The sequence below is a fragment of the Acinetobacter sp. ABJ_C4_1 genome, assembly GCF_044538495.1.
Classification (GTDB): Bacteria; Pseudomonadota; Gammaproteobacteria; order Pseudomonadales; family Moraxellaceae; genus Acinetobacter; species Acinetobacter nosocomialis_A.
Window position 1 is genome coordinate 42,658 of record NZ_JBIUCQ010000013.1, and the last position, 21,178, is coordinate 63,835.

Sequence of the window (21,178 nt, forward strand, 5' to 3'; positions counted from 1 at the left end):
ATAGAACGCCCCTACCCCATAAGTTGATAAGCGAACACTTCTAGCATCTTTTCCAGAACTTATTTCTCTATAGCTTTATTGAATTTATAAAGCTCTAAAGCATAGTCTCTGGCCTTTATTAAGACATTCTAATAAATACAACTAAATCAACATGTTATATACAAAAACCAACAAAAACACTTGGCTTTTTACATGAAAAATCATGATATAAATCACGCTTCGAAATTTGCCTAATAACTATAAATTTCGACTATTACAAAAACTTTCTAAATATAAGGAGCAACTTATCATGGCTAATGGATTTCCAGGTGGAAACTTTAGAATCGTTAACAAAGAAACAGGTGCATGTATCGCGAGTGCACATGGTGGCTATATCCATGGTATGCAAGATGCAGTAACTGCACGTGGTGAAACGGGTCAGTTAGCGTATACTCATACCGCCGATCGAGAATTTACGGTACATGACAAGGTTAAAAATATAGACGAAGAGCTTTGGTATTTTGAGAGCCGCGACTATCGTAGTGGCCGAGAGAATAAGCTATACAACAAAGTTAAAGATATCCGTTCTAGTTGGGTGCTCGGTGCTCGTGTTGAAACAAATGCGATTGCTTATAAATTATTTGATAAAGACTTAGAGCATTTCCTTAGTCTTTTACCAAAGCAAGATGAAGAAACACTCGCCCATTTAAAAACCAGTGATTGTCTTGATATCGTTCGTTTATTAGAGACTTTTATTTATAGTAATGGCGAAGAAACGATTAAATCGGAGCTTGTTGGTAAACTTGATGAGACTAAGCTGAACGAATATTTAAATGCCGTACTCGCTCATGAGTCAATTCATCGCATCGAACAAAAGTTCCATGAATATGCTTCCTCTCCGTTGCTATTTTTAGATATTCCTGAACTTAAAGATTTACCTAATAGTCCTTTCACTCAGCAGAATGAACAACTCTATAAGATTATTCTTGCCTCTGTGCAATTAGATGTCTTGGATCAAAAAGATTGGACTACAAGATCAGAGTTCCGATTGCATTTACGCCATCAAAATATCGATGCTCTACTAAAAAATATGAAAAAAGAGAACCTGCAAGAGCTTCGTGTAAAAGCATATAAAGAATATGAAAATACTCAAGACCTCAAAAAAGAAGCCGTAAAAGTCCTTTTAGAGCTTAGAAAAGCACTAGATTTACATACGAATGAAAAAAATATGGAGACAGTCAAAAAGATTTTAAAAGTCAGCTTAAAATCAAATGAGTCTTTTGAACAACTGCAAACAGCATTAAACAGTACCAATGGTAAAGAAATAAAACCAGTTAATTGGCATAGTGGTAATGTCTTCTTGCAAGGCGCGGGTCGCCAGTACCAAACTAATTGGGCATTTGAAGATGGTTATATCTTTGTAGAAGGACAACCAGATGCTGTACTAACGCATCTCTGGGGTTCATCTGTAGGTATTAGTCAACGATCTAATGATCCGAGACAGCGCTGGGAATTGAAATAAGCTTAATTTGAGCTAGAACATAAGATGGTAAGAGAAAATGCTCTTACCATCTTTATAAAATTTATATTGCGATATCTTTTACAGGTAAATGCGTACCTAACAAAGAAAAACTAACGTCCGCAACTTCCAACGGGTCTGAACTGGTCCAAATAATATGATTCCCCTCATTTGGACTTTCAGAATTTAAATGATATTGATTGAGCTGCCGAATTAATTGCGCTGTCACAGCCTCCGAAGGCTCAATAATTTGAATATCACGACCTACAATTTCCTGAATCGTATCTGAAACAAACGGATAATGTGTGCATCCTAAAATAATCGTATCGACTTTTTGCTCGACCAACGGCGCCAAAATATTTTTTAAATAATCCTTAACTTCCGCGGTATGTGCTTTACCCGTTTCAATTTTTTCAGCTAAGCCAATACAAGGCACCAAAGACACTTTAATATCTTGCGCATACGTTTCAATTAAACTTTTTAAGTTTTTACCCCTCACCGTAGTGGCAGTTGCCAAAACAGCAATATGCTTGCTCACGGTCATTGCCACAGCAGGTTTTACCGCTGGTTCTATTGCTATAAGCGGCACACCAATTTGCGCTCTAATCGTTTCAACCGCTACGGCCGTCATGGTGTTACAAGCAATCACGATCGCTTTGCATTTGCCATGAGTCACTAGGTTTGAAATTAAATGCGTGGTTCGTGAAACAATCCAGTCACTTTCCCTGTCTCCATAAGGGACATATTTCGAGTCTGCAAAATAAATAATATCTTCATTCGGAAGAGCCTGCCGAATATGCTTAAAGAGAGACAACCCGCCTAAGCCAGAATCAATCATTCCAATCGGGTTGTTATTGTTATTCATGGTTGGTCCTGTATTTCATGTATTTAGAAAAATTCTTTCATGGTTGCCAAGTCTGTGAGCACGACTTTGGGCTGAATGGTTTTTAATTTTTCGGCCGATGTATAGCCCCAACCTACCGCAGCAAAATCAATACCTGCTTCATGTGCAGCTTCGCCATCGGTGGTTTGGTCGCCGACATAAATTGCTTGGTTTTTATTTACATCCAAAATGTTGAGAACACGCTTAATTCGCTTTGCTTTGCCAAATATAGACGAGCCGCCATCAATATGACTAAAAAGCTCACAGAGTTCTTTACCCAGTACATTTTGACAGTTTTCTTTAGAGTTTGAAGTAATAATTGCGAGCATATACCCTTGCTTATGCAGTTCAATTAAGTGGTCTCGCATGCCTTCAAACAGATGAATTTCTTCATCTCTTTCTTTCATTAACCGAATAAAATCTTTCGCAATCCAAGGCAGTTTCCACCTAGAAACATTCATCTCTTTCATAATTTCTCTAGGCGTAAGTTGTTTGTAGTACTCGACTTCGTGGAGGCTTACCGATTTAAACTTATACTTTGCGGAAAGTTGATTTAAAACGCTTAGAAAAAAATGAAAGGAGTCGACTAAGGTGCCATCTAAATCAAAAATAATAGCCTGATATTCTTTTAGGTTTTTTTCCATTTCTAGTTTCGAAAATATATTTTTTATTATTATATTCTGTTTTCTATTGGTTTTTAAATCAGGCCCAACGAGGACCTGACCTAAATTTCGAATTTATTTTAAGCTGCCGCTTTTTGTTCCTTTATCCAATTTTTAATACGGGCATCGAGTATATTTAAAGGCAAGGTTCCTGCATTTAAAACCATGTCGTGGAACGCTTTGATATCAAAACGGTCTCCAAGCTCCTGTTTCGCAAGCTCCCGTAGCTCTAAAATTTTGAGTTGGCCCATCTTGTATGCCAATGCTTGGGCAGGAATAGCAATATAGCGGTCTGCCTCTGCCTGAATATCTGGTTCATCTAAAGCTGAGTGTTCACGCATAAAATCAATCATTTGCTGACGGGTCCACTTTTTATAATGTACACCTGTGTCCACCACTAAACGACAAGCACGGAACAACTCACTCGATAGTCTTCCATAGTCTGAAAGCGGGTCTTTATAGAAACCAACGTCTTTACCCAATTGCTCGGCATAAAGTGCCCATCCTTCTATATAGGCAGTATGGTTGGGTTGCTTTCGGAACATCGGCAAATTTGGCAGGTTTTGGGCAATATCAATCTGCATATGGTGGCCGGGAATTGCCTCATGGTAAGCGGTCGCTTCCATTGATATTTTGGAACGTTCAGAGAAGTCGCCAGTATTTACATACACCTGTCCGGGGCGTGAACCATCAGGCGTGCCTTGATGATACTCGGCACCTGCCGCTTCTTTTTCTCGATATTGCTCTACAGGTAAAACTTCGACTTTATTTTTGGGTAATAAACCAAACAGCTTCGGCAACTCTGGTTGCATTTGGGCAATATATCCACGATAAATCTCTAAAATTTCTTCACGAGATTTTGGGAAAACCGCAGGATTTGTTTTTAAAGATTGTTGGAAACTTTTTAAGTCATTGAAACCTTGTGCTTTAGCAATTTTCAGCATTTCCGCTTCTATACGAGCAACTTCTTTTAACCCAAGCTGATGAATAGTTTCAGGGCTTTCCGAGGTTGTCGTATTGTTTTCTACATAAAAGCGATAGAGTTCGTCACCGTTTGGCAAGCTCCAGATACCCTCGTGTTGTCGTCCATAGGGTAAGTAATCTTTCTGAATAAACGTACCGAGTTTTTGATAAGCAGGCCGAACATTCTGATCTATGGCCTGTAGTATTTCACGGCTTAAACGTTCTTGTTCTGCTTTCGAAATGTTTTTTGGAAATTGCTTTAATGGCGAAGCAAACACACTGTCTTTCCCTGCTGGAGTTGCAATGCTATCAATCTGCTTTGCCACTTTTTCAAGTAAATATTTCGGTGGTATCAAACCATCTTTTTGTCCTTGTTTCGCTAACTGAATACCTTGATCAAGAATAAGAGGAATTTGTTTTAAACGAGCAATATAGTCTTGATATTGTTTAGCATTGTTAAATGGAATCGAACTAATAAATCCCGGAAATTGTAAATGTAGTCCCCACATTTGATTGAAAGGCATCTCATAGAGTTTCAAATCATAACTTTTAAGCGTCTCTTTCAACTGATAAATCATTAAGTCTTTATTTAATTGATCAGTTGCTGAAAATCCTGTGCTATCAATCGCTTCAAAACGTTTTAAAAAATTTTGAGTAGTTTTTTTATCTTTCTCAATCTGATTTTTTGAAAACTCGGTCCATCGATCGTTGTAGCGTAAATCGCCTAAAGTCGTTGCAGTTTCAGGATTATTTTTTAAAGTATATTCCCACTGTTCTTGTAAAAGCTGGTTTAAAGCTTTCACCCGAACAGAGACATCACTGTTTTGTTTAGCTTGTGATTTTTCGGTGGTATTTGTATTTATTTCGGGAGGTGTAGCATGAGAAGAATGAGACATCCAAAATAAAACACTGATACAAGCATAATGTAAGGTTCTGTTTTTCATTTAATTATCCAGAAATATTTAACGAAGTTTAAAATATAGACAAAACAAATTACGTGCCAAGCAGCCTATAAAATAGTGTAAAAATCGAGTATTTTTTTAACTCAATGATTTTATAAATTAATTTTCTTTTTAATTAAATTATTTATAGTTGCTATCTATATTCCGTATCTGACTTTAATTTACCAGAAAGTCAAAAAAAAGCGCACATGAGCGATCTCAGTGCACTTTTTCATTTCTACATTAAAAATTGTTTCTCAAGAAAACAAATATTGATAAACAATATACGCAGCCAGTTTTGCTGTTCGATTGTCTAAATCAAATTTTGGATTGCACTCAGCAATATCTAAAAGTTTGATTTTTCCAGTCTCTTGAATATGCTTAAAAATTGCTTCGAAAGTGGCTAAATCAATTCCTTTTACAGCTGGTGCACTGACCCCCGGTGCAACCGCAGCCGCGAAGACATCTAAATCAATCGTAACGTACAAACAGTCTACTTTTTCAATAAAAGCATCAACCGCTGCAAGCACGTTTGGTAGGTTAAAAATATTAACCTCATGATCGCGTAAATATGAACAATTTAGCGCATCGGCTGTATCAAACAAAACTTTAGTATTGGCATGGTTGGCAACCCCAATACATAAATAATTAAATTGTTTTTGATGCTGTTCTGAAAGCCTTGCCGCTTGTAAAAAAGGTGTTCCAGACGTGGCATGCTCTGCTTCACGCAAATCAAAATGGGCATCGAAATTAATAATGCCTATTTTTTTATTTGGCGCGTGGGCTTGTACATATTGGAATAGACCGCTAAAGCTACCAAAAGCGACTTCATGTCCACCGCCCAACACAATCGGCTTTAAACCATTTTGTAGGCTGTTTGCGACATGTTCAGCTAACTCGGTTTGTGCTTGCTCTAAATTCTCATATTCGCAGGTCACCGTACCCAAATCGACCAGACTCACTGGGCGATGAATCGGTAAGTTAGCAAGTTGTGTGCGAATCGCATCTGGCGCATCGGCAGCACCAACTCGGCCTTTGTTACGTTTCACGCCTTCATCAGAGCTAAAACCAATCAGAGCAAATTCAGCATGTTGGGTGGTATTCACAATATGGTGAATACGTTGGTGTGCTTCACCCTCGCCATCATGGCGACCTTGCCATTTAAATGTGTGATTCATGTGACACCGTTTAAAAAATAACTTCTTGTCCATGCTGAACGACTCGCTTAGGCAAATCTCCGCCAAGCCAGTAAACAATTTCAGATGGATGTTCAATATCCCAAGCCACAAAGTCAGCGACTTTGCCCTGCTCCAGACTGCCGTGCGTTTGCTCTAAACCGAGTGCTTGTGCCGCATGAATAGTGACACCTGCTAATGCTTGCTCAGGCGTTAAACGGAAGAGCGTACTGCCCATATTCAGCATTAAACGTACAGAAAGTGCTGGAGATGTGCCCGGATTTAAATCACTCGACAGCGCAATACGCACGCCATGTTTAATGAGGCTTTCAATCGGTGGATATTGTGTTTCACGTAATAGATAAAAGGCACCCGGTAGTAACACAGCAACCGTACCCGACTCTGCCATTGCTTTGACATCATCTTCGGTCATGTACTCCAAATGGTCAGCCGACAAAGCATGATAACGTGCTGCCAAGCTTGAGCCACCTAACGATGAAAGCTGCTCTGCATGAAGCTTAACGGGTAGACCCAATGATTGTGCCGTTTTAAAAACACGTTCAACCTGAGCGGGTGAAAATGCTAAATGTTCGCAGAACGCATCTACTGCATCGACTAAACCTTCAGCATGTAGTTTAGGCAACATTTCTGTACAAATATGCTCGATATAAGCATCGCTTTGATCTTTGTACTCTGGTGGCAGAGCATGAGCAGCTAAACACGTGCTTTTGACCGTCATTGGTAATTTTTCACCAATTTGACGGATCACACGCAGCATTTTGCGCTCGTTTTCGTAATTGAGTCCGTAACCAGACTTAATTTCGATGGTCGTTACACCATCTTGTTGCATGCAACGAATACGCTTAAGGGCTGATTTCAGTAATTGTTCTTCGCTGGCTTCACGCGTTGCGCGTACTGTGCTGGCAATACCACCACCGCTCGCTGCAATTTCAGCATAACTCACGCCTTGTAAGCGTTTTTCAAACTCAACACTACGGTTGCCACCAAAAACACTATGCGTATGACAGTCGATGAAACCTGGGGTCACCCAAGCACCATTTAAGTCAACTGTTTCGGAGTAAGTGTCGGCAGGAAGTTGTTGTTGTTTTCCAATCCAATGGATGAGATGCCCTTCGGTAACAATTGCAGCATCTTCGATATAAGAATATTGCCCATTTTGCATGGTCGCAATATGGCAGTTCTGCCAAAGTTTTTTCATTAGCCTATCCTCGAAACTGCCCAACAGTAAAACCATTGGGCAGTTGATTTGTTAGCTTTCCATTTCTATGTTTTGCTGGACAGGCTCACTTTCCTTTCCCAAGCTTTGCTCCGGCTTTACCCAAATGCGATACGCAATGGTTAATAGAGCAAGCCATGCCGCACCTACATAAATTGCAGGACGCGAGTCTGGGAAGTAGCCCATCATCACTAAAATGAACACCATAAACCCGATTGCAAAAGCAGGTGCATATGGCCAGCCGAATACAGGGAAATCCAGTGCCTTAATTTCAGCAGTAGATAATTTACGGCGCATCGCCACTTGCGAAAGCAAGATCATGAGCCATACCCAAACTGTTGCAAACGTTGCAATTGATGCAATGATGACAAATACATTTTCAGGAATCAGGTAGTTCAACACTACGCCAATTAACAGTACGCCAGCCATAACCACAACAGTCATCCAAGGCACACCATTACGTGAAAGTTTCTTGAACACTTGCGGTGCTTGACCACGATTTGCCATACCGTACAACATACGGCCTGCACCAAATACATCACTGTTAATTGCTGAAATTGCAGCAGTTACCACCACAACGTTTAAAATATTTGCAGCAGATTTAATGCCTAAGTTTTCAAAAATTTGTACAAACGGACTGCCTTGGCTACCAATCTGGTTCCATGGGAAAATCGACATAAGTACAAAAATAGTCAACACATAGAACAGTAAAATACGGACTGGAACAGCATTAATTGCTTTTGGTAAGGTGGTTTTCGGGTCTTGTGACTCACCTGCCGTTAAACCAATAATTTCGATACCACCAAAGGCAAACACAACTACAGATAAACATGCCACTAAACCTGCAATACCATGCGGCATGAAACCATCATAAATCCATAGGTTTTGAAGCCCCGGTACAACATTGCTGTGATCAACATGGAAGCCATAAAACATAAGGCCTAAACCACCGACAATCATGGCAACAATGGCACTGACTTTGACAATTGAAAGCCAAAATTCGAGTTCACCAAAGACTTTTACATGAATAAGGTTAATTGCACCCAAGAACATGATGAGAGACAAAATCCAGATCCACCGCGGTACATCGGGATACCAGAACCCCATATAAATACCAAACGCAGTGACATCGGCAATTGCAACAATCACCATCTCAAAAACATAGGTCCAACCTGTGGTAAAACCAGCCAACGGACCAATGTACTGAGATGCATAGTGGCTGAATGAGCCAGAGACAGGGTTATGGACAGCCATTTCACCCAGTGCGCGCATAACAATATAAATTGCAATCCCTGCAACGATATACGCAAGTAATACTGAAGGCCCTGCCATTTTGATAGCAGTCGCCGAACCATAGAAAAGCCCAGTTCCAATTGCTGAGCCCAATGCCAAGAAACGAATATGGCGGGTGTTCAAACCCCGCTGTAGTGTGGAGTTTTGTGACATTTTAATCTCCAATCCTTGAGGAAATTTAGTTGGATTCGGCCACTCCATGTGACCGTTTTATCAATCACACTTCAGATAAACTAGGGAGTAGTTTTGGAATGAGTAACTCGTTTAGGCAACCACTCGCAAGCAATTCGCTAGCCTGTTCGATATCAGGAGCAAAGAAACGATCTTCACTGTAGTAAGGAACTTGATCGCGCAAGATTTTACGAGCTTGTTCAAGTTTAGGCGAGCTTTTTAAACCTTCACGGAAGTCTAAACCCTGACAAGCGCCTAACCATTCAACAGCTAAAATGCCACGAACGTTGTCAGCCATGTACCAAAGACGCTTACCGGCATTCGGAGCCATCGATACATGGTCTTCCTGATTGGCAGAAGTTGGTAAGCTATCGACACTTGCAGGATGCGCAAGTGCTTTATTATCGCTCGCAAGTGCAGCAGCTGTCACTTGTGCAATCATAAAGCCTGAGTTAACACCGCCATTTGCAACCAAGAATGGTGGAAGTTGTGACATGTGGCGGTCCATCATCATCGAAATACGACGTTCAGACAGTGAACCAATTTCAGCGATCGCCAATGCTAAATTATCTGCTGCCATTGCAACAGGTTCTGCATGGAAGTTACCACCAGAAATCACGTCACCTTGTTCAGCAAATACGAGCGGGTTATCCGATACAGCATTTGCTTCAATTTCTAATACTTCAGCAGCCTGACGGATTTGCGTCAAACATGCACCCATCACCTGTGGTTGGCAACGTAAAGAGTACGGGTCTTGAACTTTGCTACAGTCTTCATGTGAATGTGCAATTTCACTTGAGTCTGTTAATAGGTCACGATAAGCCGCAGCTACATCAATTTGACCACGTTGGCCGCGTACTTCGTGAATACGCGCATCGAATGGCGCACGTGAACCCAACATTGCTTCAACACTTAAGCCACCACAAACCGTTGCAGCAGCAAACAAGTCTTCAGCTTCAAACAAGCCACGTAACGCATAAGCCGTTGACACTTGTGTACCGTTTAAAAGTGCCAAACCTTCTTTAGCAGCTAAAGAAATCGGTTCTAAACCTGCAACTTTTAAAGCTTCAACCGCTGGTAACCATTCACCCTTATAACGTGCCTTACCTTCACCAAGTAACACTAAAGACATGTGTGCAAGTGGTGCCAAGTCACCTGAAGCGCCTACTGAACCTTTTAGTGGAATGTGTGGGTAAACTTCGGCATTAATTAAAGCCAACAAAGCATCAATTACTTTACGACGGATACCTGAGAAGCCACGCGCCAAGCTATTTGCTTTTAACAGAATAATTAAACGAACCATTGCATCATCAAGTGCTTCACCTACACCTGCTGCATGTGACAGAACCAATGAACGTTGTAACTTTTCTAAATCTTCAGGAGCAATTTTGGTTGACGCGAGTAAGCCAAAGCCTGTGTTAATACCGTAAGCTGTACGCCCTTCATTTACAATTTTCTCAACGCAAGCCACACTTGCATCAATTGCAGATGAAGCACTTTCATCCAATTTAACTTTGATCGGGTTGAGGTACGCTTGACGTAAATCGGCTAAGGTCAGTTTTCCCGGTTGGATAAGTAATTCCATGTTGGCTTCCTAATTTTTTGCACTATATTCTGCTGAGACGGTGCTTTTCACAATTGCAAAAAGCACCGCTAGTTCTTCCATGTATTTTTATTGCGTGATCATTGGCAAGTGTAAGCCTTGCTCTTTGGCACAGTTAATCGCAATTTCATAACCTGCATCGGCATGACGCATAACACCTGTTGCAGGGTCATTGGTTAGTACGCGAGCAATACGCGCAGCAGCTTCATCTGTACCATCACACACAATCACAACGCCTGAGTGTTGAGAGAAGCCCATACCTACACCACCACCGTGATGTAAAGACACCCAAGTTGCGCCGCCTGCTGTATTTAGCAATGCGTTTAATAAAGGCCAGTCTGATACTGCGTCTGAGCCGTCTTGCATTGCTTCAGTTTCACGGTTTGGACTTGCAACTGAACCTGAGTCTAAATGGTCACGACCAATCACAACTGGTGCAGACAATTCGCCGCTACGAACCATTTCGTTAAATGCCAAACCAAGTTTTGCACGTAAGCCTAAACCTACCCAGCAAATACGCGCTGGTAAACCTTGGAAGCTAATGCGTTCACGAGCCATGTCTAACCAGTGATGTAAATGCTCATCATCAGGAATTAATTCTTTAACTTTGGCATCTGTTTTATAAATGTCTTCTGGGTCACCAGAAAGTGCTGCCCAACGGAATGGACCAATACCACGACAGAACAATGGACGGATGTACGCAGGTACGAAGCCTGGGAAATCAAAAGCGTTTGCTACGCCTTCATCTTTCGCCATTTGACGGATGTTGTTGCCGTAGTCAAATGTTGGAACACCCATTTTTTGGAAATCAAGCATGGCTTGTACGTGCTTCGCCATTGACTGTTTTGCAGCTTTTACCACAGCTTCTGGTTCAGTTTTCGCACGTTCACGGTATTCATCCCAAGTCCAACCTACTGGTAAGTAACCGTTAAGTGGATCGTGTGCACTTGTTTGGTCTGTCACCATGTCTGGACGTACACCACGGCGAACAAGCTCAGGTAAAATTTCAGCAGCGTTACCATGAAGCGCAATTGAAATTGCTTTACCTTCTTTTGTATAGCGGTCAATACGCGCTAAAGCGTCGTCTAAATCAGTCGCTTGTTCGTCTACATAACGGGTACGTAAACGGAAATCGATACTTGCTTGTTGGCATTCAATGTTTAAAGAACACGCACCTGCAAGTGTTGCAGCTAGAGGCTGAGCACCACCCATACCACCTAAACCAGCAGTAAGAACCCAACGACCTTTTAAATCACCATTGTAATGTTGGCGACCTGCCTCAACGAAAGTTTCATAAGTACCTTGTACAATACCTTGGCTACCAATGTAGATCCACGAACCCGCTGTCATTTGACCGTACATTGCCAAAGCTTTAGCATCTAATTCGTTAAAGTGTTCCCAGTTCGCCCAGTGCGGTACAAGGTTTGAGTTTGCAATTAAAACGCGTGGCGCATCTTTATGAGTTTTAAACACACCAACTGGTTTGCCTGATTGAACTAATAAGGTTTCATCAGTTTCAAGATTTTTTAACGTATCTACAATTTTGTCGAAACATTCCCAGTTTCGTGCTGCACGACCAATACCGCCGTATACAACTAACTCTTTCGGGTTTTCTGCAACGTCCGGATCAAGGTTATTCATCAACATACGTAATGGGGCTTCAGTTAACCAACTCTTAGCCGTTAATTCAGTGCCACGTGGTGCACGAATTTCTACATCACGAAATTTTGTTGTCGTTGTTGTCACAGTCGGACTCCTTCCTTTGAGCTTACATCAGCAGAACATCACTTGTTTCTGCATTTGTATAGTAATGTATTAACTTGTATATACATCCATATACTACACAAATATTTTTCGGCGTGAAGAGGGTGACTCATATTTTTTTAAAAAAAATGAATAAGCTTATGAATTAAATTAATTTATTTTTATATTAGGCATAAAAAAAGCACATATCCTCTAACAAGACATGTGCTTTTTAAGTCGTAAATGATGTCTTTTTATCGTTGAATTAACTCAATAACATAGCAATTTTGGCGTTGTTTTTTTGAAAAATTAATTGAGGTCACACTCGCATTTTTTTCAATTTTTAGTGTCTCGTAAGCAGCAAGTTGAAAGAGATCACCCTCAACGTTTACTTGTGTCTCACCACCCTGATTAAAAATAAAAATCAGGTCTGCCGAGCTGATAAATGCCTGCTCCGCTGCATCATTCAACCACTGAAAACGGGCATGAAACTTTGCAGGGTCATAAATTAAATTTAAATCTCGAATTACCCCATCGACCAGTTCACTTTGGACCTGACTTTCACCACGAAAAGCAAAAATATCGCCTTGGTTCAGCGTTTTGGCAGGAAGATCATCGACATGTAATACCATGCCCTGTCCATCGAGTACACTAATAATGCGCTGCTTATTGGGAAATAGCGAAAATGGCCCAGAAGTGGTCACATCTGCCATCGAAATGCGCCACTCAAAGTCAGCCTCACCTTGGCTTCGCGCAATTTCTAAAGTGAAACCCGCACCGTTTTTCCAAAGCATTTTTGTATATTGATCGGCCCTGATCAATTCAATCATGGATTAAATTTCCCTTCGAGATAATAGCGGCTACCCGGATAAATCAGACGTGCGCTTGAGATCAACTGCTTGTTTGACCATGTACGACGACGGATGAGTAAACACGGCTCAGCTTTAGTAATTTTCAACCATTTACACTCTTGAGGAGATGCTAAAACAGCCTCGACAATGTGTTCACCTTCTGAGACAGGTGCTTTTGCCATGAGGTAAGCATTCGGTGTAATGGTTTTAAAATCTTGTTGTAGATAATCTGGAATCAGTGCTGCATCAACTAAACGGTCTTCGACCTGAACAGGGACATCATTTTCATAATGCACAATAATCGAGTGAAATAATCTTTGCCCTTCACGAGTCTGCATTAACACGCTTTGCTCTGCATTTGCATAAATTTGTTCTAAGACTAAAACTTCAGCGTGGTGCTTATGGTTTCGTGCAATAATCTCATCGGCAATATTATTAATTTGAAAAAGTGCAGTTCGGCCTTGCCCTTCAGCAACGAAAGAACCAACACCCTGAATTCGAACGAGTAAGCCTTCTGTTGTTAACTCACGTAGCGCACGGTTTACCGTCATACGGCTACAGCCGAGTTGATTAACCAGTTCACTTTCCGAAGGAATTTTTTTATTTACAGCCCAAGTACCTTCATAAATTTTTTGTGAAATCAGTTGTTTTACGCGTTGATATAAAGGAACTGGACTATCAGCTTCAATCGAAAGCTCAGTATGTTCTTGTTTTGATGTTCTGGGCATAACAAATACTCAAAAAGGCGGCAGGCAAAAAGGTATTTTAGTTGACATGCTATGTATATACAACCACATACAACATGTTAATTTATGAATTAAATAGATTTTAAAAAGTTTAAAAAATAAACATAGCTCGATAAGAGCTAATTTAAAGTTTTATGTAGAGAAATTCAAATATATAAAGGCTTTATCAATATTTATTTAATAGTTATTTCTGCTATGCCTGTGCTCAATTCAAGGATGTAAAAGGTATCGTCTTTTCTGGTTTACGAAATGCTGCTTAAAATTTTTATTTAAAATAACTGATCGATAGTATTCTTCTGCCACACAGTATATTAATAAAACTGGAAGCACATCGAATGCGTAATTATAAAATAGATATTCTTCGAGGAATTTCTATCCTTTTGGTTCTTTTACATCATTTTAATATTCCTTATAAACTTAAAGATACATGGTTAGGTTTTGATTTCTTAGGTGAAGCATTTAGCACAGTCATCGCAAGAAATGGAAATTATGGTGTCACTATGTTTTTTGTGATTTCAGGTTTTTTAATTACCCATCACACTTTAAAACGAGACAAACAATTTTCCGCAATTAACCTCAAGCATTTTTATATCCGACGAGCAGCGCGTATTTTACCGTGTCTGGTTTTACTCATTTTAGGTGTAAGCATACTTGGTTCATTTGACTTAAAACCCTTTATGAACCAAGCACCCAATGGCATTGAGGTCTCTTATCCTTTAACCATATTTGCAGCTTTAACCTTCTGGATGAATATCCTGATTATTAAATTCGGTTGGGTAAACTACGCTTTAGGCGTGTTGTGGTCGCTCTCTGTAGAAGAAGTTTTTTACTTTGTTTTTCCATTATTGTGCCTGCTCACCCGTAGTAATAAAGTCTTTGTTGCTGTACTGATTGGAGTAATTTTATACGGGCCTTATTTTAGGTCTCTCCATTTTGGAGAAGAAAGTGGCGCCTATTTATATCATTATTTTTCGAGTTTTGATGGTATAGCAATTGGCTGTTTAACGGCGATTTTTTCTCATACATATAGACCAAATTGGACTTATAAAAAACCTCTTTCGTGGTTGCTTATTTTGAGCATGGTCGCTCTTTATTTATATGCGCCAATTAAAGAAGTGAGTACTTGGGGTATCAGCTTATTTGCTCTTGCCACAGGCTTACTGATTTTGTGTTTTCAACATCCGTCAGGAACGCAAGCGCATAATCTATTGACCAAAGTGATGGTCTGGTTGGGGCAAAGAAGTTATGAAACTTATTTGTTTCATTTGGTTGTGCTGGGTCTTATGAAAGTTGCTTTTATTCCAGCTCAAACCGACGCTAGCATCAAAATTATGCTTTTAATTGGCTATTTAGTTCTGACTTTCATCATTAGCGCAGTGATTGAAAAATATTATTCGACACCGCTTAACAGCTATATTCGAAAGATTTTCATTAAAGATAAATCATAAAAAAAGCCCCTTTTAAATAGGGGCTTTTTTATTAAGCGATCAACATGGTTTCATCATCTTGCTTAAAAGGATTAGACCAGCTTTGCCAAGCTTGTGGTCCTAAAGCCATTTCTTCATCACTTAACAAGCAACGGTCTAAGCGTTTTATTAAAGCTTGCTCATCCATTTGCATACCAATTAACACCAGCTCCTGACGTGCGTCACCTGTTTGAGCATCCCAAACCTTTTTAATTTGTTCGATGCTGTCTAAGTCACTTGGCCAGTCTTCTTCTGCAACGGCCGCCCACCAATAACCAGCTAATCCGTGCCGTGCCATCGCACCTGCTTGTGACCATGAGTAAGCCAATGTCGGTTCAGCAGCCAACCAGAAAAAGCCTTTGGAACGCACGACTCCCGGCCATTCAGCCTGAACCAAATCATAAAAACGTTCTGGGTGAAAAGGTCGGCGAGCGCGGTAAACAAAGCTACTGATTCCATACTCTTCAGTCTCTGGCGTATGCTCGCCACGTAACTCTTTTAACCAGCCTGGTGCTTGTGCAGCTTCATCAAAATCGAATAACTGTGTATTTAAGATTTTATCTAAAGCAATCTTTCCAAATTGAGCAATTTCAATTCGAGCACGCGGGTTTAGCGTTTTTAAAATCGCGATGAGTTGGTCTTGCTGGGCCTGATCAATCAGGTCAATTTTATTCAGCACAATCACATCACAAAACTCAATCTGATCGATAAGAAGGTCAACCACAGTTCTCTCATCTTGCTCGCCTAATGATTCGCCGCGTTGTTGTAGGGAGTCAACTGAACTGTAGTCTTTAAGAAAGTTAAAAGCATCGACTACCGTAACCATAGTGTCGAGTCGAGCAAACTCATTGAGTGAGTTTCCATCTTCATCTTCAAAAGTAAAAGTTTCTGCCACAAGTAAAGGTTCTGAAATGCCTGTTGACTCAATCACCAATTGGTCAAAGCGTCCTTCATCGGCTAAACGTCTCACTTCAACCAATAAGTCTTCTCGTAGCGTACAACAGATACAACCGTTACTCATTTCAACCAGTTTTTCATCTGTTCTTGAAAGCTCTGCCCCACCTTCGCGTACTAATGCCGCATCAATATTCACCTCAGACATATCATTAACAATCACGGCAATACGGCGACCTTCTCGATTATTTAAAATATGGTTGAGTAATGTGGTCTTTCCTGCACCCAAAAAGCCCGATAAAACAGTGACGGGAAGCTTGGCAAATGAGTTGGCGATTGCAGTGCGCATGGCTTGATCTCTTTGAATAATATTTAAACTGATCATGGCTGGCCATTTAAATATGGCCAGATCACAGGCGTAATCTATTTCTAAACCACAATAATGTTATGTTATAACATAACTATTGATCAAGTTTTTATTCGAGTTTTATTCAAGCCAATACACTTAGACTTTGAAAAAATTGCTTTTATAGTCACTGACAAATCGAGGTTCTATAGTGATGGTCAGGTCCCCATGAACGAAACCCTTGGCTATCAATATGGATTTGTCCCGAAGCATAAACACCCAGACCCATGTTAAGTGCTTGCCCTTTAGTTTCCCAGAACTGACAAAGCTTGGTTTTGGTTTGTTGAATATTAAACTGGTCTAAATCGGTAGGCTGTTCTGGCCCAATTCGAAAATCAAGCGCTGCATTAAAGACATGTCGGGAAGCATCAGCCCCACCTGCACAGCGGTTTAAAGATAAAGCTCGATAAGCCGATGTCACTTCAAAATCGTTAATTACACCATCGTCAACTAGTGCTTTTAAAATGCTAAGCGTCGGAACAATATTGGACCAAACCTCTCTCGGCGGCACCGCATAAGGCTCCACTCCACATTTTTGCCAGTCTCGAGCTGAACGTAATAACTCATAATCTGGCACTAAATTGGCAAGTCCTTTCTGCTTAAGAAATTGCTTATAAGCCTGCACAGAATGTGCGTGATCTGCGGTTGCAATCCAAGCAATATAATCTTCAGGTTGTTGTTTTATTCTTACCACCGTTTTAGATGGCTGAGGCAAAGAGTGTGGATGCTTAGAAACCGTTGGCTTAGGTGTTTGAGTCGTACACGCGGTAAGAGAAAGTAAGATTAAACCTAAATAGGAATATTTCATAAATATGTTGTTCCTCCCTGAACATCGGGAAGCCTTAGTTATTCATGTAAGAGATGTTATAATATAACAATTATAAAGTCCTTTCATTTCTGTTGTAAATTTTAAAAATAAAAAAGGGACGATGCACGTCCCTTCTAGTTTCTAACTCAGACCTAATTACACATCTGCTTCTAAAGCATGTACAGGCTGCTCAGCTTTTAACTTACGGCGTTTAAATTGATAAGCCACCATTAGGCACAAAATCCAACCCGGAATCATCATCACAGCCACACGCATATCTGGTGTTAGCGACATGACAACTAAAATTCCAAGCATGAACACGATGCAAAGATAGTTGCTAAATGGATACATGAAACTTGGGAATTTAGTGGTTTGACCTTGGCGGATCATGAATTTACGGAATTTTAAATGTGTCCATGAAATGACTACCCAGTTAATCACGATCGCTGCAACCACGAGCATCATGAGTAAGCCAAACGCTTTTTCAGGGAAAATGTAATTTAACAACACACATAAAATAGTGACTGCCGCAGAAAGGATCACTGCATTCGTTGGAATACCGCGTTTATTAATACGTGCAAATAACTTTGGTGCATTTCCTTGCTGAGCAAGACCGAGCAACATACGGCTACTGCAATAGCTTGTACCGTTATAAACTGAAACCGCAGCAGTCAAAATAACGAAGTTAAGTAAAGTCGCAACACCTTGGCTGTCTAAAGAAGCAAATACCATTACAAAAGGACTGCCACCTTGTGCCATTTGATTCCAAGGAAATAATGAGAATAAAACAAGAAGCGTCGCAATATAGAAAATCAAAATACGATAGATAATCTGGTTTACCGCTTTAGGTAAGGTTTTATCTGGGTCACGTGCTTCAGCCGCAGTAATACCGAAAAGCTCGATACCACCAAAAGCAAAAATAATGACTGCCATAGCCATCACTAAACCTTTAATACCATATGGGAAGAAACCACCTAATGCCCAAAGGTTAGAAATGCTGGCTTGTGGCCCTGCCGTACCAGTTGCAAGTAAATACGAACCGAAACCGATCATGGCTAAAATGGCTAAGATTTTGACAATGGAAAACCAAAATTCCATTTCGCCAAAAAACTTAACATGCAATAAATTAATACCATTAATGAGAATAAAGAACGTTAGAGCGGATGCCCACGTTGGGATTTGCGGCCACCAATATTGAATATAAAGACCAATTGCACTTAACTCCGCCATACATACCAGTACGTTGAGTACCCAGTAGTTCCATCCTGACATGAAGCCTGCAAAAGGTCCCCAATATTTGTAAGCAAAATGACTAAAAGAACCACTTACTGGCTCTTCTACCACCATTTCACCGAGCTGGCGCATCATTAAAAAAGCAATAAATCCTGCAATCGCATAACCCAAGATTACCGACGGACCTGCCAATTTAATCGATTGTGATATACCAAGAAACAGCCCTGTACCAATCGCTCCACCCAATGCAATCAGCTGGATGTGACGATTACTCAAACCGTGTTTCAGGTTTCCTTGCTCTTGTGTTGACATATGATTATTCTCATCCTTGTCACGTAATTTTTTTCCAATAAATTACGTATATCATAAATTGATCAGATTTTCATAGAGATTGATGAAAAAATAATTGCGTTACTTTTCTCACAACCGCGCATGTAAGCAGAAAATGCAAGAAATAACAATTATTATGCAATGTGTAATTAAATTATGTATTGCGTAATTTGATGAATTCAGTATTATAAGAACCATGAAGCAATTGGTTGTTCTCGGTCTATATCAAACTCATAAGTAAAAAGATGATCTCACTAAAGGTTAAAACTTATTGAGTAGCTCAGTCCCTAGACCGAACTTTTATTTGTATAAGACGCGAGATGAAGACAAGGAAGCGAAAATGGAACAAAAACTAAACTCTTTTATTGAAGTTTCACCTCAATCTGATTTCACTATTCATAATTTGCCTTATGGTATTTTTAGTAGAACAGCCGAAGGCGAGCGTCAGGTCGGTGTAGCTATCGGTGATTGGGTCATTGATCTCGCTGCTCTTGAAAAGCATGGTCTTTTAAAACTTTCAGATCAAGACACATACTTTAACCAGCCTACACTGAATAAATTTATTGAATCAGGCAAAGCCAACTGGTCTAAAGTTCGTAAAACATTACAGTCTCTTCTTTCAGTTGAAAATTTAACACTTCAAGAAAACGAAGCATTACGTCAGGAAGTTCTAGTTAAGCAAGACAGCGTAACTTTACATTTACCTGTTCGCGTACCTGGCTATACCGATTTCTATTCTTCTAAAGAACATGCAACCAATGTGGGCTGTATGTTCCGCGACCCTAAAAATGCCTTGCTGCCAAACTGGACTGAATTACCTGTAGGTTATAACGGTCGTGCTAGCTCTGTTGTAGTGAGCGGAACTCAAGTGGTACGCCCTTCAGGTCAAATCAAACTTCCAAATGAAGAACGCCCAGTTTTCTCAGCAACGCGTAAACTCGATTTCGAACTTGAAACAGCATTTATTGTAGGTAAACCAACTCAGTTGGGGCAGCCTATCTCGATTGAAAATGCTTGGGACCATATTTTTGGAATGGTTCTGCTAAACGACTGGTCAGCACGTGATATCCAGCAATGGGAATACGTTCCTCTAGGCCCATTCAACTCAAAATCGTTTGCTAGCGCTATTTCACCTTGGGTGGTAACTCTGGAAGCACTTGAACCATTTAAAGTTGAAGGCCCGAAACAAGAACCAAAACCACTGGCTTATTTACAAGAAAATATCGCCAACAGTTACGACATTAATTTGAGTGTTGAGATTCAAACACCAAAATCAGCACAAACTGATGTGATCTGTAAAACCAACTTCAAATATATGTATTGGTCTATGGCTCAGCAGCTCACTCACCATACCATTGGAGGCTGTAACGTTCAGGTCGGTGACTTAATGGGTTCAGGTACTATTTCTGGCTCTACACCGGACTCGTATGGCAGCTTGCTTGAGCTGACTTGGAACACCACTAAACCTTTGACCCTTGCCAATGGTGAAACTCGTGGTTTCTTACAAGACGGCGATACGCTCATTATGAAAGGCCACTGTGAGAAAAATGGTATTCGCATTGGCTTTGGTGAGGTTCGAAATACTGTGCTTCCTGCATTAGCTTTTGATTTTGCAGAGACTTCGGAGCCTGACTATGAAGCTGTATAGTTACTTTCGTAGCTCTGCAGCTTACAGAGTACGGATTGGTCTGAACCTTAAAAATCTCGCTTATGAAACTGCACCAGTTCATCTGGTTAAAAATGAGCAGCAAGGTGAAGACTATTTAAAGTTAAACCGCAGTGCCCTAGTACCAACTTTAGTGGACGGCGATTTAACCTTGTCACAATCATTAAGTATTTTGGAATATCTGGATGAACAATATTCAGAAACCAAATTACTTCCAAATGATGTGAAAGAAAGAGCCAAAATCCGTGCTTTTGCCCAAGCAATCGCTTGTGATATTCACCCGTTAAACAACTTACGCGTTCTGAAATATTTAAAAAATGACTTAAACGTTTCAGACGAACAAAAAAATTATTGGTATCAGCACTGGATTATTGAAGGCTTTCAAAGTCTCGAACAGCAACTTCAAGATTCAAACGGACAGTTTTGCTTTGGACTACAAGCAACGATTGCCGATTGCTGCCTCATTCCACAGGTCTACAACGCGAAACGCTTCAAAATCGATTTATCTGCGTTTCCAAAAATTGAATCAATTTATCAACATTGTTTGTCTATCCCAGCCTTCTATAACGCGGCGCCAGAACAACAACCAGATTGGGAATAGTAAAAGGA

17 protein-coding genes are annotated in these 21,178 nt (G+C 40.3%); 4 read left to right on the top strand and 13 right to left on the bottom strand.

The features are described 5' to 3' along the window. Positions 1-289 precede the first annotated feature (289 nt). Positions 290-1,501 (top strand): hypothetical protein, encoded by a 1,212-nt coding sequence (locus ACIF8R_RS14535; RefSeq protein ID WP_396481533.1) that lies wholly within the window; start codon positions 290-292, stop codon positions 1,499-1,501. A 61-nt stretch (positions 1,502-1,562) separates the two neighbouring features. Here ACIF8R_RS14535 and murI read toward each other — a convergent pair whose 3' ends face one another. From murI to hutC, 10 genes are all read right to left on the bottom strand, one after another. Beyond that, positions 1,563-2,363, bottom strand: coding sequence for a glutamate racemase (gene murI / locus ACIF8R_RS14540; protein ID WP_396481535.1), 801 nt, complete (start codon positions 2,361-2,363; stop codon positions 1,563-1,565). 23 nt (positions 2,364-2,386) lie between these two features. Then, a complete protein-coding gene (locus tag ACIF8R_RS14545) occupies positions 2,387-3,025 on the bottom strand; it encodes an HAD family hydrolase (protein ID WP_396481537.1) in 639 nt (212 codons plus the stop codon). A 98-nt stretch (positions 3,026-3,123) separates the two neighbouring features. Further along, entirely contained in the window at positions 3,124-4,950 is a 1,827-nt protein-coding gene (locus ACIF8R_RS14550) for a DUF885 domain-containing protein (RefSeq protein WP_396481539.1), read from the bottom strand. Positions 4,951-5,204: 254 nt separating this feature from the next. Then, positions 5,205-6,125, bottom strand: a complete 921-nt coding sequence (gene hutG / locus ACIF8R_RS14555; RefSeq protein ID WP_396481541.1) for a formimidoylglutamase — start codon at positions 6,123-6,125, stop codon at positions 5,205-5,207. A 10-nt stretch (positions 6,126-6,135) separates the two neighbouring features. Next, a complete protein-coding gene (hutI, locus tag ACIF8R_RS14560; RefSeq protein ID WP_347016786.1) occupies positions 6,136-7,341 on the bottom strand; it encodes an imidazolonepropionase in 1,206 nt (401 codons plus the stop codon). 51 nt (positions 7,342-7,392) lie between these two features. Next, on the bottom strand, positions 7,393-8,805 hold the full coding sequence (locus tag ACIF8R_RS14565) for an amino acid permease (protein WP_396481543.1): 1,413 nt from the start codon (positions 8,803-8,805) through the stop codon (positions 7,393-7,395). A 64-nt stretch (positions 8,806-8,869) separates the two neighbouring features. After that, positions 8,870-10,408, bottom strand: a complete 1,539-nt coding sequence (hutH, locus tag ACIF8R_RS14570) for a histidine ammonia-lyase (RefSeq protein WP_039245890.1) — start codon at positions 10,406-10,408, stop codon at positions 8,870-8,872. 87 nt (positions 10,409-10,495) lie between these two features. Continuing rightward, entirely contained in the window at positions 10,496-12,172 is a 1,677-nt protein-coding gene (gene hutU / locus ACIF8R_RS14575; RefSeq protein ID WP_002054061.1) for a urocanate hydratase, read from the bottom strand. A gap of 251 nt (positions 12,173-12,423) precedes the next feature. After that, complete coding sequence (locus tag ACIF8R_RS14580; RefSeq protein WP_396481544.1) at positions 12,424-12,999, bottom strand: HutD family protein; 576 nt, start codon at positions 12,997-12,999, stop codon at positions 12,424-12,426. Next, positions 12,996-13,748, bottom strand: a complete 753-nt coding sequence (gene hutC, locus ACIF8R_RS14585) for a histidine utilization repressor (RefSeq protein WP_005300446.1) — start codon at positions 13,746-13,748, stop codon at positions 12,996-12,998. The genes ACIF8R_RS14580 and hutC overlap by 4 nt, the downstream gene beginning before the upstream one ends. 353 nt (positions 13,749-14,101) lie before the next feature. Here hutC and ACIF8R_RS14590 point away from each other — a divergent pair, with 353 nt between their 5' ends. After that, a complete protein-coding gene (locus tag ACIF8R_RS14590) occupies positions 14,102-15,214 on the top strand; it encodes an acyltransferase family protein (protein WP_396481546.1) in 1,113 nt (370 codons plus the stop codon). Positions 15,215-15,245: 31 nt separating this feature from the next. Here ACIF8R_RS14590 and zigA read toward each other — a convergent pair whose 3' ends face one another. The 3 genes from zigA to ACIF8R_RS14605 all read right to left on the bottom strand — a co-directional run bounded on the left by zigA (position 15,246) and on the right by ACIF8R_RS14605 (position 18,885). Next, positions 15,246-16,511: a zinc metallochaperone GTPase ZigA gene (zigA, locus tag ACIF8R_RS14595; RefSeq protein WP_396481548.1), complete on the bottom strand. Its 1,266-nt coding sequence runs from the start codon at positions 16,509-16,511 to the stop codon at positions 15,246-15,248. Between the two features lie 148 nt (positions 16,512-16,659). Next, positions 16,660-17,340, bottom strand: coding sequence for a D-Ala-D-Ala carboxypeptidase family metallohydrolase (locus tag ACIF8R_RS14600; RefSeq protein WP_200000548.1), 681 nt, complete (start codon positions 17,338-17,340; stop codon positions 16,660-16,662). Positions 17,341-17,496: 156 nt separating this feature from the next. Continuing rightward, positions 17,497-18,885 (bottom strand): amino acid permease, encoded by a 1,389-nt coding sequence (locus tag ACIF8R_RS14605; protein WP_016804548.1) that lies wholly within the window; start codon positions 18,883-18,885, stop codon positions 17,497-17,499. Between the two features lie 358 nt (positions 18,886-19,243). Here ACIF8R_RS14605 and fahA point away from each other — a divergent pair, with 358 nt between their 5' ends. Continuing rightward, complete coding sequence (gene fahA, locus ACIF8R_RS14610; protein ID WP_396481551.1) at positions 19,244-20,551, top strand: fumarylacetoacetase; 1,308 nt, start codon at positions 19,244-19,246, stop codon at positions 20,549-20,551. After that, a complete protein-coding gene (maiA, locus tag ACIF8R_RS14615; RefSeq protein ID WP_396481553.1) occupies positions 20,538-21,170 on the top strand; it encodes a maleylacetoacetate isomerase in 633 nt (210 codons plus the stop codon). Before fahA ends, maiA begins: the two co-directional genes overlap by 14 nt. The last annotated feature ends 8 nt before the right edge of the window (positions 21,171-21,178 follow it).

Coding starts and splice junctions, on each gene's coding strand:
- ACIF8R_RS14535 (WP_396481533.1), top strand. CDS start 290: ATGGCTAATGGATTTCCAGGTGGAAACTTTAGAATCGTTAACAAAGAA.
- murI (WP_396481535.1), bottom strand. CDS start 2,363: ATGAATAACAATAACAACCCGATTGGAATGATTGATTCTGGCTTAGGC.
- ACIF8R_RS14545 (WP_396481537.1), bottom strand. CDS start 3,025: ATGGAAAAAAACCTAAAAGAATATCAGGCTATTATTTTTGATTTAGAT.
- ACIF8R_RS14550 (WP_396481539.1), bottom strand. CDS start 4,950: ATGAAAAACAGAACCTTACATTATGCTTGTATCAGTGTTTTATTTTGG.
- hutG (WP_396481541.1), bottom strand. CDS start 6,125: ATGAATCACACATTTAAATGGCAAGGTCGCCATGATGGCGAGGGTGAA.
- hutI (WP_347016786.1), bottom strand. CDS start 7,341: ATGAAAAAACTTTGGCAGAACTGCCATATTGCGACCATGCAAAATGGG.
- ACIF8R_RS14565 (WP_396481543.1), bottom strand. CDS start 8,805: ATGTCACAAAACTCCACACTACAGCGGGGTTTGAACACCCGCCATATT.
- hutH (WP_039245890.1), bottom strand. CDS start 10,408: ATGGAATTACTTATCCAACCGGGAAAACTGACCTTAGCCGATTTACGT.
- ACIF8R_RS14580 (WP_396481544.1), bottom strand. CDS start 12,999: ATGATTGAATTGATCAGGGCCGATCAATATACAAAAATGCTTTGGAAA.
- hutC (WP_005300446.1), bottom strand. CDS start 13,748: ATGCCCAGAACATCAAAACAAGAACATACTGAGCTTTCGATTGAAGCT.
- ACIF8R_RS14590 (WP_396481546.1), top strand. CDS start 14,102: ATGCGTAATTATAAAATAGATATTCTTCGAGGAATTTCTATCCTTTTG.
- zigA (WP_396481548.1), bottom strand. CDS start 16,511: ATGATCAGTTTAAATATTATTCAAAGAGATCAAGCCATGCGCACTGCA.
- ACIF8R_RS14600 (WP_200000548.1), bottom strand. CDS start 17,340: ATGAAATATTCCTATTTAGGTTTAATCTTACTTTCTCTTACCGCGTGT.
- ACIF8R_RS14605 (WP_016804548.1), bottom strand. CDS start 18,885: ATGTCAACACAAGAGCAAGGAAACCTGAAACACGGTTTGAGTAATCGT.
- fahA (WP_396481551.1), top strand. CDS start 19,244: ATGGAACAAAAACTAAACTCTTTTATTGAAGTTTCACCTCAATCTGAT.
- maiA (WP_396481553.1), top strand. CDS start 20,538: ATGAAGCTGTATAGTTACTTTCGTAGCTCTGCAGCTTACAGAGTACGG.